3 protein-coding genes and 4 pseudogenes are annotated in these 14,610 nt (G+C 44.6%); 6 read left to right on the top strand and 1 reads right to left on the bottom strand.

Translation table 11 applies throughout. The annotated features are described in order from the left end of the window. Nucleotides 1-50 precede the first annotated feature (50 nt). The gene (locus JCM10512_RS08635) at nucleotides 51-2,012 is read right to left on the bottom strand and encodes a sulfatase family protein (RefSeq protein ID WP_044162235.1); all 1,962 of its coding nucleotides are present in this window, start codon (nucleotides 2,010-2,012) and stop codon (nucleotides 51-53) included. 240 nt (nucleotides 2,013-2,252) lie between these two features. Between JCM10512_RS08635 and JCM10512_RS08640 the strand changes: the two are divergent. The 6 genes and pseudogenes from JCM10512_RS08640 to JCM10512_RS08665 all read left to right on the top strand — a co-directional run. Next, nucleotides 2,253-4,149, top strand: a pseudogene (locus JCM10512_RS08640) (ulvan lysase-like protein). 37 nt (nucleotides 4,150-4,186) lie between these two features. Continuing rightward, nucleotides 4,187-8,222: pseudogene (locus JCM10512_RS08645) on the top strand (two-component regulator propeller domain-containing protein). 12 nt (nucleotides 8,223-8,234) lie between these two features. Further along, nucleotides 8,235-9,356, top strand: coding sequence for an aldose epimerase family protein (locus JCM10512_RS08650; RefSeq protein WP_044162238.1), 1,122 nt, complete (start codon nucleotides 8,235-8,237; stop codon nucleotides 9,354-9,356). Nucleotides 9,357-9,386: 30 nt separating this feature from the next. Continuing rightward, a complete protein-coding gene (locus JCM10512_RS08655) occupies nucleotides 9,387-9,842 on the top strand; it encodes a cupin domain-containing protein (protein ID WP_081741262.1) in 456 nt (151 codons plus the stop codon). 543 nt (nucleotides 9,843-10,385) lie between these two features. Continuing rightward, nucleotides 10,386-13,582: pseudogene (locus JCM10512_RS08660) on the top strand (SusC/RagA family TonB-linked outer membrane protein). Between the two features lie 22 nt (nucleotides 13,583-13,604). After that, nucleotides 13,605-14,582 (top strand): annotated as a pseudogene (locus JCM10512_RS08665) (RagB/SusD family nutrient uptake outer membrane protein); the annotation flags it as partial. Between the last annotated feature and the right edge of the window lie 28 nt (nucleotides 14,583-14,610).

A 14,610-nucleotide genomic window follows, 5' to 3' on the forward strand; every position in this document is an offset into this window, starting at 1 on the left:
TTTAATTAGACCTTAGTTGAAAGACTGTTTTTCTGGTTGCTCATCTTTGTTTAATAGGGCAAAGGCAGCATTGCTCTGCGTCCATGGTTTAATTTTAAACCTTTCTGATAAACTTCGAGACCATGCAGCTCTTCTATTTTCAGTTCGCCTAGATTTACCAGAATTCCACGTGCCATGAGTCCGGCAGCCTCGTTTTCAAGACGCGGCAGGGTTTCCGCTGCTTTTTTTAGTTCCGGCACGAACGGGCGGATGTAGTCACGCATTTCAGAATCTAAAGATAGGCATTCCAACGATGAATAACCAATCTTTCTATCTTTATCAAGCAGGGGAGTAACCAGGCGAGCAACACCTTCGTCAGCTTTACCCAAATAGGAAACGGCATAAGCGGCCTCGGAAGCTATATAAGCATTGGTGTCCTGAAGCAATGCCAGCAGAGCCTGGGGACAAGTTTTAATTTGTTTTTCTCTGGCAAGTTTTGCGTATCCCACTACTCCCCAGAATCGCATTTCCGGCAGAGGGCTGACAATCGCTTTTTCCAATAAAGGAAGTGAGGCCGGAGTCGCTGTCCCGGCTGTTTCAACAAGCAGATACAGATCATCTAACGGATATTTCTCTTGTCGCACTTTCTCATAAAGTATATGTCCGGTGCGTGAGTCCGGCAGAAAGAATCCCAAGTCGTTAGTTGTGCGAATATGGCCGGATAGCGCCCGGCGCATTTTAGCAAGGACATCTGCGTATTCAGGGATGCCGGATAGATCATGCAGTTCATCTGGATCTTTTTCGAGGTCAAAGAGCATTTCTGCCGAATGGGCTTCAAAAGTCTGTTTCCAATCCGGATTGGTATTCTGTCCTCCCAACACCAGTTTGTCCCACGCTTTATTGGATGGCATACCCCACTGATAATAATTACGCAAAGCAAACTGACGGTAAGGAATATAACTCCGGATATACTTGAAACGCCCATCAGTAGCGGCGCGTACAGGCATGAAGTGATGCAGTTGGTTAGCCGCCAACGCAAATTGCACATCCCGTTTATTCTTGTCGGCAAACTTGCCATACAGTGCTTTACCATGCATATGCTTGGGAGGTTTCACGCCTGCAAGACTAAGTACGGTAGGCCCCAAATCCGTGAAGTTGACTAGATCAGTCTCTTTTCCCACCATATTGTTTGCCAGATGTTGCCATTTAGGCGGGAAGTATGCGATCAAAGGCACTTTCAGCCCACTTTCATATAAATATCCTTTGCCACGTGGGAGGCAGCCGCCGTGGTCACTGAAAAAGAATATGATTGTATTTTCATCCAACCCTTTCTCTTTCAAATCTTTCAGATAGAATCCCAACCACGTATCCACATCCTGTACCGCTTCCAGATGACCGGCATAATCAGAACGCATTTCCGGAAGATCGGGAACATAAGAGGGCAATGACAATAATTCCGGATAAATTCCTTCCTGCGTATAATCTCTTCGTCCGTCCGTATGAAAGGTACGGATACGCCCCATATGCGAGGTTACCGTGTTGAATACGGCGAAGAAAGGCTGATCTTTCTGCCGTTTGATGCTGTTGTAAGAAGCACGGTTATCGCATTCGTCCCAACAGATCTTATTATCGGTGGTAGAGTTATAATGGGTCTTGTTGTTGTTTGTACAATAATAGCCAGCCTCACGCAACTTCTGCGGAAAGAAAATATCAGCGGGTGTATCATAGGCTACCGGATGAACATCCATTCCGTAGGTGGTGGCATAACATCCGGTGATAAGCGAGGAACGAGCCGCCGAACTTTGCGGAGCTACCGACCAGGCATTCATGAACTGTATGCCGCAGGCAGCAAGACTGTCTGTATTGGGAGTATGCACCTCATTATTGCCATAGCAACCGAACTCATATGCACTGGTATCTTCGAAAGTGAGCCAAAGAATATTAGGCCTTTCGTCCTTTTTGTCAGCCGCCTTTGCTTGCATGGAATACAATCCGTAGAAAGCCGTACACATCAATAAGGGTAAGTGTTTCATAAAGCATTAGGGATATTTGTTTACGTCTGCTAATGTAGGGTGTTCGTACGTAACAGAGACCGTCTTATGTTTAAAAGTGTACCAATATTGTTTCATGAGGCAGCTTTTCGACAAAATTAGCATCGGTTCAACAAAATTGTGGGAATACCTGAACATATGTAGGCTATATATTGAATAAAAGAGAATAAGCGTTTAGTAGTTAAAGACTATTTTTGAATATTGAAACCTAATACGAGAAACATGAGAAATAGAATCTTTCTACTATGGCTGTTTTGTGCATCATTCTTGTCAGGACAAGTAGCGAACGGAAACGAAAGCTCATTTGATAGCTCTTTACGCCATGAAGCAAGCACGCTATTGACCGAATGGATGGATGCGTTCTTGTCCTATCAGTGTACAAACTCACATCCCGCACTCGACGGAGGCATCTTGTGTCCGGCATGTGCTCGCATCCACGGGCGTATCGGTGATGCCGTACTTCCTTTAATGTATCTGGCAGACAAAACCGGAGATAATAAATACCTGCTTGGAGCCAAACGCCTGATGGCTTGGATGGAGAATATACATCGCCCGGACGGTTCCTGGATGAACGATGTGCACGTTTCGGATTGGAACGGTACAACCGTATTTGCCTCCATTGCGCTCTACGAAGCGTTACACCATCATGGGCACTTATTGGATGACTCGACCCGCAACCACTGGAAACAACAATTAGTAGAAGCCGGCGATTTTATGATGAACAATCCCTTTATCTACAGTCGTAACCGGGAAGGTATGCGCAACATGAATGTAAACTACTCAGCTTCGGCAACTTATGCGCTATACGCCATTGGCGAGTTTTGCAATCGCCCGGAATTTAAGAAAGAAGCCCAAGAGATAGCTGACGGATTGAAACACTACTTCACTGAGAACGATTATTTTCTATATGGAGAGGGACCGAATATCTGGTCTAAGACCCCAAATGCTGTCGCCCGATAGATTTACTCTATAATGTGGAAGAATCTTTGCCTAATATGGCCTATTATGCAGTGATGGCAGACGATACGGAACTGTTGTCGCTCGTAGAACACTCCATGGATACTCACCTGGAATTTATGCTGCCTGATGGTGCCTGGGATAATAGCTGGGGAACACGCAGTTTCAAGTGGACCTATTGGGGAGGCCGTACCAGTGATGGATTCATGGGAGGCTATTATCTGTTGGCTTCCCGCCATCCGGCATATGCTGAGGCAATCCGTCGCAATATAAAGTTGCTGAAAGAGGCAACTCACGAAGGGCTTCTCTACGGCGGTATGCATTATCGAGCTTCCGGCATTCCTCCTTGCATTCACCATACGTTCGGGCATGCTAAAGCACTGACTGCTTTCTTGGAATTACCGCCTTTGGGAATTGAACCTTCCCGAAAACTACCACGTGATGCGGCGTATGGCACCAAATACTTCCCAGACATACACACATGGCTTCTGTCTCAGGGACCTTGGCGAGCTACATTCACTGGATACGATGCGGAATATAAAGTAAAAGGTACGCACCGATGGGAGGAGCACTTTCCATGCTATGGCATTCGCAGGCAGGTGCGATTTTCGCTGCAACAATGAATCGATATCAGTTGATAGAAGCTCCTAATATGCAAAGTAATACCCGCAAATACCTGATGGGAGGTACTCCACGGATTGAAATGGTTGCAAATGGAGTAGCCTATAGTAATCTGGATGATTTGGATGCAGATATCAAATACCATGCGGGAAATGAGTCCCATAGCTTTACTGTCAACACCCACTTAGTCGATATCAACCAAAAAACTCCGCCTCAGGGAGAGGTGCCGATAACGATTTATTATACATTTTCGGGGCAAGGAATTGACATAAGCGTAAACGATTGCCACGATTCGGCATACCTCATGCTACCAATTATTGCGTCACCCGAAGAGGAGGTACAAATCACGCCGCAAGCAGTCTTTATAAAAAAGGAGAGAGGAGTACTGGGTCTCCAATGTGAATCCGGACGCATAGAAGTTGCCCCCACGGATGCCGACGGACGAATCTTTAATCCTGTTCCCGGTTTTTCCTTTGTACCTTTACGGATTATTCCCAACGATGCAGATAAGAACATTAAAGTCAATCTTTTCTTTCGATAACATACTTTCTTTATTTGCCTCATAATAGATTACGACTATGAAAACACGATTTCTTTTGTTAGTTCTTTTAGGAGGATTATTTCCCAGTGCGCTGAATGCGAGTATTATTGAAGATATTCATTTCTCCCATATCGGCTTGGAAGAAGGATTGTCACACAGTACGATTTTTGCGATTAACCAAGATAAAGAGGGTAATTTATGGTTTGCAACGTATGACGGTGTGAACAAGTATGATGGTTATAACTTCACCGTATATCGCCATCAGTATACGAACTCCAGTAGCATTGGCAGTGATATTTCCCGTTGTATTACCGTGGATGATGACGACCGGATATGGGTAGGCAGCCGCGAGGGCTTGTCTCTTTACAACCGTCGCAAAGATGCTTTCTCCAATTATTATTATAAAAAGAACGGGGTGAATGCAGCGGTAACCAGTATTGTCTCAATTAAGAAAGACTGGTTGATGCTAGGTACCGCAAAAGGGATTTTGCTCTTTGACGCCAAGGAGGAACGTTTTCTAAATGATACATTACCATCTTCTCTGCACATCTTGCAGCCTACCACTTTGATACGCCAAGGTGATTCTGTGTATATCGGGGTTGATGACGGATTGTATATTTACACGCTATCAAGCCGTACTTTAAAGAAACTGGTACATATGCCTGCCGGTGTGAGAATACATGCCATTCTGTGCAGATGTCTAATAAAATATGGTTGGCAACTGAGGGCGAGGGGTTGTATTTATATCATTCGAAATCTAAAGAGTTGAAGAACTATCGGTATGCGAATGGCCAATCGGGGCTAAACTCAAACTATGTACGTTCTTTGGCGTTGGATACCGAGAACCGTTTGTGGGTGGGGACCTATGGAGGATTGAATGTTTATCAGGAAGAGACAGATAGCTTTTCGTCGATAAAAAGTTCGGAGATACAGGAAGGAAGTCTCTCACAGAATTCAGTCCGAAGCATTTTCAAGGATTCGCAAGGCGGGATGTGGTTGGGAACCTATTGGGGAGGTTTGAATTATTATCATCCGCTGTGCAACCGGTTCCAACGCATCAAGCATGTTCCCTTTTTGAATTCGCTGAGTTATAACGTTGTCAGCTGTATCGTAGAGGATAAGAAACATAATTTATGGATTGGTACCAGTGGCGGGGGACTGAATTACTACGATAACGAATCACAGTCATACCAAAATTACCTATTCAATTCGGGCAACCTGGATGTACCCGTTACAGATATTAAAACCGTATATGTAGATGAAGCCCACAACAAAGTATACGTGGGATCACACGCCGAAGGATGATGGTTTTACATCGGAAGTCCGGTTATGTAGAGTACTATAATCGCAAGAACAGCAACCTGCCGAGCAACAATATATATTCCATTATTTCGGATGAGCACGGAGGACTCTGGGTGACATCATTGGAGTATTTATTGCATTTCGATACAGACAAACGAGTTTTCAGGATTATCGACAAAGACAAGGATGGCCATAAGGTACAACAACACAATCGTTTATTGTTTCGTGATTCCAAGAAACGCATATGGGCCGGGGGAGAAATGGGAATCTCAGTCTTCAGCCAGGTTGGAACTTCTTTGCTCACCAATACGGACTTCCATATAGTGCCGATGCTGAAACAGGCATTTGTGAACTGCTTCTATGAATCTACTTCCGGCTATATGTGGATTGGAACACGTAACGGACTTTTTGCCTTAAAAGAAGGTGACCCGAAAGTGCTGCAATATACGACCGCAAACGACCTACCGAGCAATGTTATTTATGGAATTCTGGAAGATGTATACGGGCGTTTGTGGATAAGTACCAATCAGGGACTGAGTTGTCTGAATCCGGGAAGTGGGAAGTTCCGCAACTTTACGATTATGGACGGACTACAAAGCAATCAGTTTAATGCCGGTTCATATTGCCAGAAAGATAATGGCTATATGCTGTTCGGAGGAGTCAACGGTATCACGACCTTCCGCCCTGAGACCTTGATCGACAATCCCTATACTCCCCAAGTCGTGATCAACAAACTGTTTGTTTATAATAAAGAAGTATTGCCCGAAGATGAAACCGGTATCTTGAAAGAAAGTATTGCCTATGTAGATCATATAACGCTGTCTTCATCCCAAAACTCTTTTGCCCTCTCTTTCGTCGTATCCAATTACATCGCAGGCAAGCACAATACTTTTGCGTATAAATTAGAAGGATATAATGATGTGTGGTATAAGCAAAACGACATCAGTCCGGTGACGTATTCCAATCTGCCCGCAGGAGACTATACCTTCTGCATAAAAGCAGCGAACAATGACGGCAAGTGGAATGAAGAACCCACGATGCTCCATATTCGCATTTTGCCTGTTTGGTACCGTACCTGGTGGGCACTCTCCTTATTCATCTTCTCATTTGCCTCCGTGGTATTCGGCATTGTACGATTCTTCTGGCTACGCAAAAGTATGCAAGCCGAAATACGTATGGAGCGACTGGATAAAGAGAAGCATGAAGAGATCAACCAAATGAGAATTCGTTTTTATGTCAATATCTCACATGAGCTGCGTACCCCGCTGACTTTAATCATCGCACCTTTGCAGGAACTGCTCAACCGTATTAGCGGACATTGGGAGCACGAACAATTGCTGTATATCCAGCGAAATACCAGCCGTTTGCTGCATCTGGTTAACCAACTGATGGATTTCAGGCGTGCCGAATTAGGCATCTTCGAACTCAGAGCAGTCTATTCCAATGCCTATAAACGAGTGTTGAATTGCTTCATGAATTATGAGAATCTGGCTAAAAGAAAAGATATAGACTACGATTTCTACACCGAGCTACAAGACCAAACGGTGCTTTTCGATGAAAACTACTTGGATTTGATTGTGAACAACTTGCTCTCAAATACCTTCAAGTACACCGAGGTGGGTGAAAGCATTACCGTGAAACTATATAAAGAAGACAATAACCTTGTACTACAGGTCGCAGATACCGGCATTGGTATTCCCCCGGAGAAGCAGAAGAAGATCTTCGAACGTTTCTACCAAGTCGAAAATGGTCGCGAAGGAAGCGGCATAGGCCTCTCTTTGGTTCAGCGATTGGTCGAGTTACATCATGGACGGATTGTCCTGCAAAGTGAAGTGAATAAAGGGTCTACTTTCTCTATTTACCTACCGCAAGATGAATCCTTATACACACAGGAAGAGCTTCTTGGCGAAAGCGGAGATGCGGGAGGACAACGTGTTTATTCCACCAATGCCCATGATACGTATATCGGTGATGACGAGCAGATGGAGGAAGAAGAACCGATAGATGATAAGAGCGGTAAACGTGGTACCATCCTGATCGTAGAAGACAATAAGGAACTGAGGCGATACTTGGTTAATGGTTTATCTAATCTATTCAATCTACTGGAGGCGGAAAACGGGCAAAAGGCCTTGAACATCTTAAAAGAGCAGGAAGTGGATTTGATAATTACCGATGTGATGATGCCTGTTATCGATGGTGTGAAACTGTGTAAGCTGGTAAAGCAAAATTTGCGAACCTGTCATATCCTGGTCTTTATGCTGTCTGCTAAAGCGGATGTTAAGTATCAGCTGGAAGGGTTGCAGGTAGGTGCCGACGACTACATAGCCAAGCCATTCTCGATGGAAGTGCTGAAAGCCAAAATATTGAATATGCTACGTACACGTTACCGTATATTTGAGCGCTACTCCCACATGATGGAGGTAGAACCGGAGAAGATCACAAATAATACCCTGGATGAAGAACTGCTGCGAAAAGCGATCTCGGTGGTTGAAAAGAACATGGACAATGTAGAGTTCTCCACAGAACAGTTTGCGCGCGAGATGAATATGAGCCGTTCGAATCTCCACCTGAAACTAAAGGCGATCACGGGAAAGTCGGCAATTGATTTTATCCATAAGATACGGTTCAACCGTGCTTGCCAATTATTGAAAGAAGGAAAACATACCGTTTCTGAAATCTGCTTCATGGTAGGGTATAATACGCCTTCTTATTTCGCGGCACGTTTTAAAAAGTATATCGGTTGCCTGCCGACAGAGTATGGAAAGAAATGATATTTGTTATTTATGAGAACACCTATTACTATATTTCTGCTTGTGATCTTATGTATATCGGTTGCGTGTGAGCAAAACACTTTGCGTCAACTTGCCGCATCCAGAGACAGTAGCATCCTGCATGAAGGCAAGTCGCTGGAACTTTTTGAATTGGTCAATGAGCATGGCATGTCTATCCAAGTGACGAATTATGCCGCCTCGCTAACAGATGTATTCGTTCCCGACAAACAGGGGAACTTTGAACACGTTGTCTTAGGTTTTGATAGTCTGGAGGCCTATTTAGGGAAACACCCCAAGCTAGGTGCCACAGTCGGACGATATGCCAATAGAATTAAAAATGCCGAATTCAGCCTGAACGGCCAGACCTATCAGTTGGAGAAGAATAACAAAGGGCATTCCATTCACGGAGGGATCAAAGGATTCAACCGGCAGATCTTTGAGACCGATACATTCTATACGGTGAAGGATACGACTGTGGTCGTTTTCAAGTATAGAAGCCGGCATTTGGAAGGAGGGTTTCCCGGAAATCTGGATCTTTCAATAGCCTACAAACTAACGAATCGCAATGAGATTATACTGGAATACACAGCTACAACGGATCGGCCGACTGTGATAAACCTGACCAATCATAGCTATTTCAACCTGACCGGATGCAAAGGGCCGGTGTTGAACCATATGTATATGATTAAGGCAGATTCCATAACTCCGGTAGATTCTACAGGCATCCCCACCGGAGAGCTGATGTCGGTAACAGGAACCGAATATGACTATACTTCTCCGCGACCGGCAGAGGATCGGATACAGAAAATGGGGAAGGGATATGACATCAATTACAAACTGAACAAACAGTTGGACTCTTGCGAATTAGCGGCCGTTGTAGTTGAGCCTCTATCCGGTAGGGTATTAAGAGCCTATACGACCGAACCGGGTATGCAGTTTTATATCCCGAACTCAAAGATGGATTATCTTGTGGGGCATAACGCGAGCACCTATGGACCGTATTACGGGTTCTGTCTCGAAATGCAACATTTCCCCGATTCGCCGAATAAACCGCATTTTCCTACTACGACTTTGTTGCCGGGAGAAACTTATCGACAGGTGACGATCTATCAATTTGAAACTATATCAGAATAATATATTTATATCCACTAAAACTTATTGATTATGAAGATGAATGCATGGAAGAAATGTGTGTGTGTGATGGGAGTCTCTCTTTTTGCGATTGCAGGTTTGAATGCCACACAAATAGAGAGAGCCGAAGCTCCGGATAGCCCCGTTAAGAAGACAAGAAGTGCCACTTTCATTTATGAAAAGGAGAAAGTGTGGGAACCTGCGGGCGAAGGTGTAGTCCGGCAAATCATGGGTTACGACGGACAGGTGATGATGGTTAAGATTAAGTTTAAGAAAGGGGCTATAGGAACTCCCCACACCCACTACCACACCCAAACGACTTACGTGGTAAGTGGCAAGTTTGAATTTACGGTGGGAGATGAGAAGAAAATCGTGGAGGCCGGAGACGGTATCTATATGGAACCGGACATTCTCCACGGCTGTGTTTGCTTGGAACCCGGTATCTTGATTGACTGCTTTGCACCGATGCGTGCCGATTTCCTAAAGTAGGCGACTCTTTGCCACTTGGTTGAAAGCCAATTGAAGTAATATTTCTGACAGTTACACGGCATCCTTTCCGGAACGCAAGTAAAGTGCCAGGCTGTGCCACCGCAGTGGCACAACTGTGACAGTACGGTGGCACAACTGTGACAGCACGGTGACACAACTGTGACAGTGCGGTGGCACAGTCGTGACAAAGGCATGGAACTGTTGAAATAATAGGAGACACTGTTGAAACAACACCGTTGAACAATTGGAAAGCAAGGTACATCGGCTTCACAAGAGCTAGTATCGTCCTGAAACCGGTAGTTCCTCACCAATGAAATGGAAGAAGAATCCACTAGGTACATAGACCGGCGATTATATTCCAAATACCTCTCGTAAAGTAGCCACAAGGTATATTTTGCACAAAATCATTGTGCAGTGGACAATATTAGCCTAGAAAAAGTGTAAAAGTGTAAGGATCAGAAACAATACTCTTACGTTTTTTTTAGCGCTTGTCGTATGTTTGCCTTTAGAAGATCCGAAAGTTAAACCTTAGATTTATTTATTATGAACAAATTAAAAGAAGTGATTTTAATGTTTGTCCTCACTTTTGTTAGTATGTCGGCATACGCACAAAGCCAGACAGTTACCGGTACGGTGATCGATAGTGAAGGATATGAAGTTATTGGAGGTAGCGTGACTATCAAAGGCATTGCCGGCGTTGGAACCGTTACGGATATCCATGGTAACTATACCTTAAAGGTGAGAGATGCATCTAAAGATGTATTGGTCTTTTCCTACGTGGGAATGAACTCACAAGAAGTGAAAGTCAACAAGAAAAGTGTTATTAATGTAACACTTCAAGCCAATTCGGTGATGTTGGACGAGGTGGTTGCCATCGGTTACGCAACTGTGAAACGTAAAGACTTAACCGGTTCGGTAGCCTCTGTGAACAGCAAGGAACTTTCCAAAGTACCAACAAGTGATATTACGCAAGCATTGGCTGGCCGCATGGCTGGCGTGCAGGTTATGCAGAGTGAAGGCGCACCGGGTGCTTCTATCTCGATTCGTGTTCGGGGTGGCATCTCGATTACGCAAAGCAACGAGCCGTTGTACATCATCGACGGCTTTCCAAGTGAAGACGGCATGTCGACCCTCGATCCCGCCGAAATAGAAACGATCGACATCTTGAAGGATGCCTCTGCTACCGCTATTTATGGCGCCCGTGGAGCCAATGGGGTTGTGGTTATTACGACAAAGCGAGGCGGTAAAGCCGGTAAAACGATTGTTACTTTCGATAGCTATGTCGGTTTCAAGAAAATTGCCAAGAAGTTAGATGTACTCTCTACCTACGAGTTTGCGATGTTGGACTACGAACGTCGCGTGTATGATGCCACTACTCCGGAAGACTGGAACAAAGATGTCGAGAACTTCGAGAAGCTTTATGGAAAGTACAGCGATCTTGAAGCGAACTATGCCAATCGCAAAGGCCTGAACTGGCAAGATGAGACGTTGGGACGTACGGCATTGACACAAAACTATCGCGTGGGTGTTTCCGGCGGTACGGACAAATTGAACTACAACCTGGCCTATTCGTATTATGATGAGGATGGTGCTATGGTATATAGCGGCAATAAAAAGCACAATATCGCCTTCAACATGAATCATAAATTGAGTGATCGTTTGAGCATTAACGCCCGCATCAGCTACGACCAGATCAAGATTCTGGGTATGGGTACTTCGGATGGAGGTGACCGCTTCAATAAGATGCAGCACATTTTACAGTACCGCCCGACCATAGGCATCAACGGAACTGATGATTTGTTGTTGGGAGACGAAGACCCTATCTTCTTGGATGATTCGGGTAACGTTATGCAAAACCCTTTGCTATCTGCTGCCGAAGAGATTAACGACCGCGAATATCGCACGTTTCAGGCTAACGGCGGCTTTACGCTGAAACTATTGAAAGGCTTCTCATTCCGCAACACAACAGGGATGCGCTATCAGACACGTCGTAATGATGTTTTCTACGGTGATAAGTCAATAACGGCCAAACGATCCAGCATAAACGGTAGCATCCAGAACTTAGAGAATGGGAGCTTTCAGACTTCAAACGTATTGAACTACAACTGGGCAAAGAAAGGGCACGATGTGACTGCCATGATAGGTCAGGAGTATGTAAATCGCTGGAGCCGTAATTTCAAAGCGGCGGCCGCTAACTTCCCCAATGACGATATCGGCTGGGTGATCTTTCATTGGGTCTTCCGACGGCTGTTTCATCGGCTGAGAATTACGATGATAAACTACTCTCGTTCTTTAGCCGTTTCAACTACGGTTTCAAAGATAAATACTTATTCACGGCTTCGGTTCGTGCCGACGGTTCTTCGAAGTTCGGTAAGAACAACAAATGGGGGTACTTCCCCGCATTCTCGGCGGCTTGGCGATTGGCAGAAGAAGACTTTATTAAAAACCTGAATATCTTCTCCGACTTGAAAATCCGTTTGGGTTATGGTATGGCTGGTAACAACCGCATCGATAGTTACCTCAGCTTGGCAGTATTGAACTCGGTAACTTATCCGAATGGAGATTCTACTCAGTCGGGATATGTCTCCAAACAGATTCCGAACCCCGACCTGAAATGGGAAGCTAATAAGACATTTAACTTTGGCCTCGACTTCGGCTTCTTCAATCAACGTTTGACTATTTCTCCTGAATTCTACATAAACCGTAGCAGTAACTTATTGCTGAATGCCAAGCTACCTAGTTCATCGGGCTATAACAGTATGGTTATCAACGCCGGTGAGACTGAGAACAAAGGAATTGACCTGACGATCAACTCGACCAATATCCTAACTAAAAGTTTTACGTGGAATACAGCCGTGACCTTGTCTCATAACAAAAACTCGGTCAAGAAGCTGACCGGAGAAGATGTACAGTTGTGGGAAGCAAGCTTTGGCTATAACCAGAACACGCACATCATCGGTGTGAATCAACCCCTGGGGCAAATGTACGGTTATGTAACAGATGGTTTGTATCAGGTATCCGACTTCGATTATGATGCAGCAACTCAGACTTACACGCTGAAAGACGGTGTTCCGTATGCGGACAATAAGAATAATGTCAAACCGGGTATGTGGAAGTTTAAGAATATAGATGGCAGTGAAGACAACAAGATAACAGAGGCTGACAAAACGGTCATCGGTAATGCCTATCCGAAGATCTATGGAGGTATCAACAATACCTTTACGTACAAAGATTTAGATTTAAGCATCTTCCTCACTTACAGCATTGGTAATGACGTATTCAATGCGACCAAGCTGACTAATACAAAAACAGCCTTGCAGAACAAGAATGTATTGGCGGTGGCTAATTCTAAGAATCGTTGGGTATTGGTTAATAAGTCGGGCGAGTTGATTACAGACCCTCAGGAGATGATCGATATCAACAAGGGCAAGCGTGTAGCTGCTATTTATGACAACGAAGTAGGTGATACTTACATTCACTCTTGGGCTGTAGAAGACGGTTCTTACTTGAAACTGAGCAATATTACCTTAGGCTATACGTTCCCTCACAAGATCATTAGCAAAGTGGGATTGAGTAAATTACGCCTCTACGCTACAGGTTCTAACTTGCTGACTTGGACCAAGTATTCCGGCTTCGACCCCGAAGTTTCCACAATGGGTAATGGCTTAACACCGGGTGTCGACTTTGGTGCCTATCCTAGAAGCCGCTCGTTTGTTTTCGGTATTAATCTAGCTTTCTAATGAACCTTAAAAGGAAAATATAATGAAAAAATATAAAGTGATTGCGCTAAGCGCACTGATTACAGCAGGAGTCACCTCTTGCGAACTAACTGAGAAGCCAACTTCTTACTACGAGAAGGATACCTATTTTCAAACTCTCGACCAGGCTAAAATGTCTGTAATAGGCATTTATGACTGTCTGGCAATAGACAAACACTATGGACAGTTCGAAATGGCTATGCCTGCTTCGGATGATACCTATTATATACAGGGTACAGGCACAGATAATACACGTCGTGACATCGCTCACTATATGGTACGACCCACCAACACCTGGATTGCGTCTGCATGGGAATACAAGTATCTGGGCATTGACCGCGCCAATTTTGCCATTGACGGTATTGAGCAGATGGATGGTTTCGAAGAGAATACTTCTTTAAAAGAGTTGGTGGCTCAGGCACGTTTCCTGCGTGCTTTCCTCGCTTTGGACTTGATTAAATATTGGGGAGACGCACCGTTCAAGACAACGTATACCGCAGGATATGAAGAATCGTTCACCGGTCGTGTAAACCGGGAGGAGATCTATGAGTATATTATTGCTGACTTGAACTTTGCCAAAGAAAATCTGCAGAAAGGGAATGCCTCACTTTCACCGGAAGTGCCTTCACAGAGCGCTGCTCATGCTTTACTTATGCGTGTTTATCTGCAACGTGCCGGTTACAGTTTGCAACAAGACGGTAACTTGACTCGTCCGGATGATGCTAAAAGAAAGGAGTACTTTAATGCGGTGATTACCGAATGGACTGCTTTCCGGAACAAAGGCTATCATGATTTCTATGAAGGTAGTTTCAAACAATTATTTATGGGTTATTCGGCCGGGACTCTGAATTCGAAAGAGAGTCTCTGGGAAATAGCTTTCAATCCGACAGGAGCCGGCTACAAGGATAATTCCGGAACCTGGGCCACTTATAACGGACCGGCAGTAGAAGCGCCGGGTAAAAATGCGGGTGCAGACGCAATGGTGCTTATGTATAATGACGCATAAGCAT

The sequence above is a fragment of the Bacteroides reticulotermitis JCM 10512 genome, from assembly GCF_000517545.1.
Classification (GTDB): domain Bacteria; phylum Bacteroidota; class Bacteroidia; order Bacteroidales; family Bacteroidaceae; genus Bacteroides; species Bacteroides reticulotermitis.

Coding starts and splice junctions, on each gene's coding strand:
- JCM10512_RS08635 (WP_044162235.1), bottom strand. CDS start 2,012: ATGAAACACTTACCCTTATTGATGTGTACGGCTTTCTACGGATTGTAT.
- JCM10512_RS08650 (WP_044162238.1), top strand. CDS start 8,235: ATGAGAACACCTATTACTATATTTCTGCTTGTGATCTTATGTATATCG.
- JCM10512_RS08655 (WP_081741262.1), top strand. CDS start 9,387: ATGAAGATGAATGCATGGAAGAAATGTGTGTGTGTGATGGGAGTCTCT.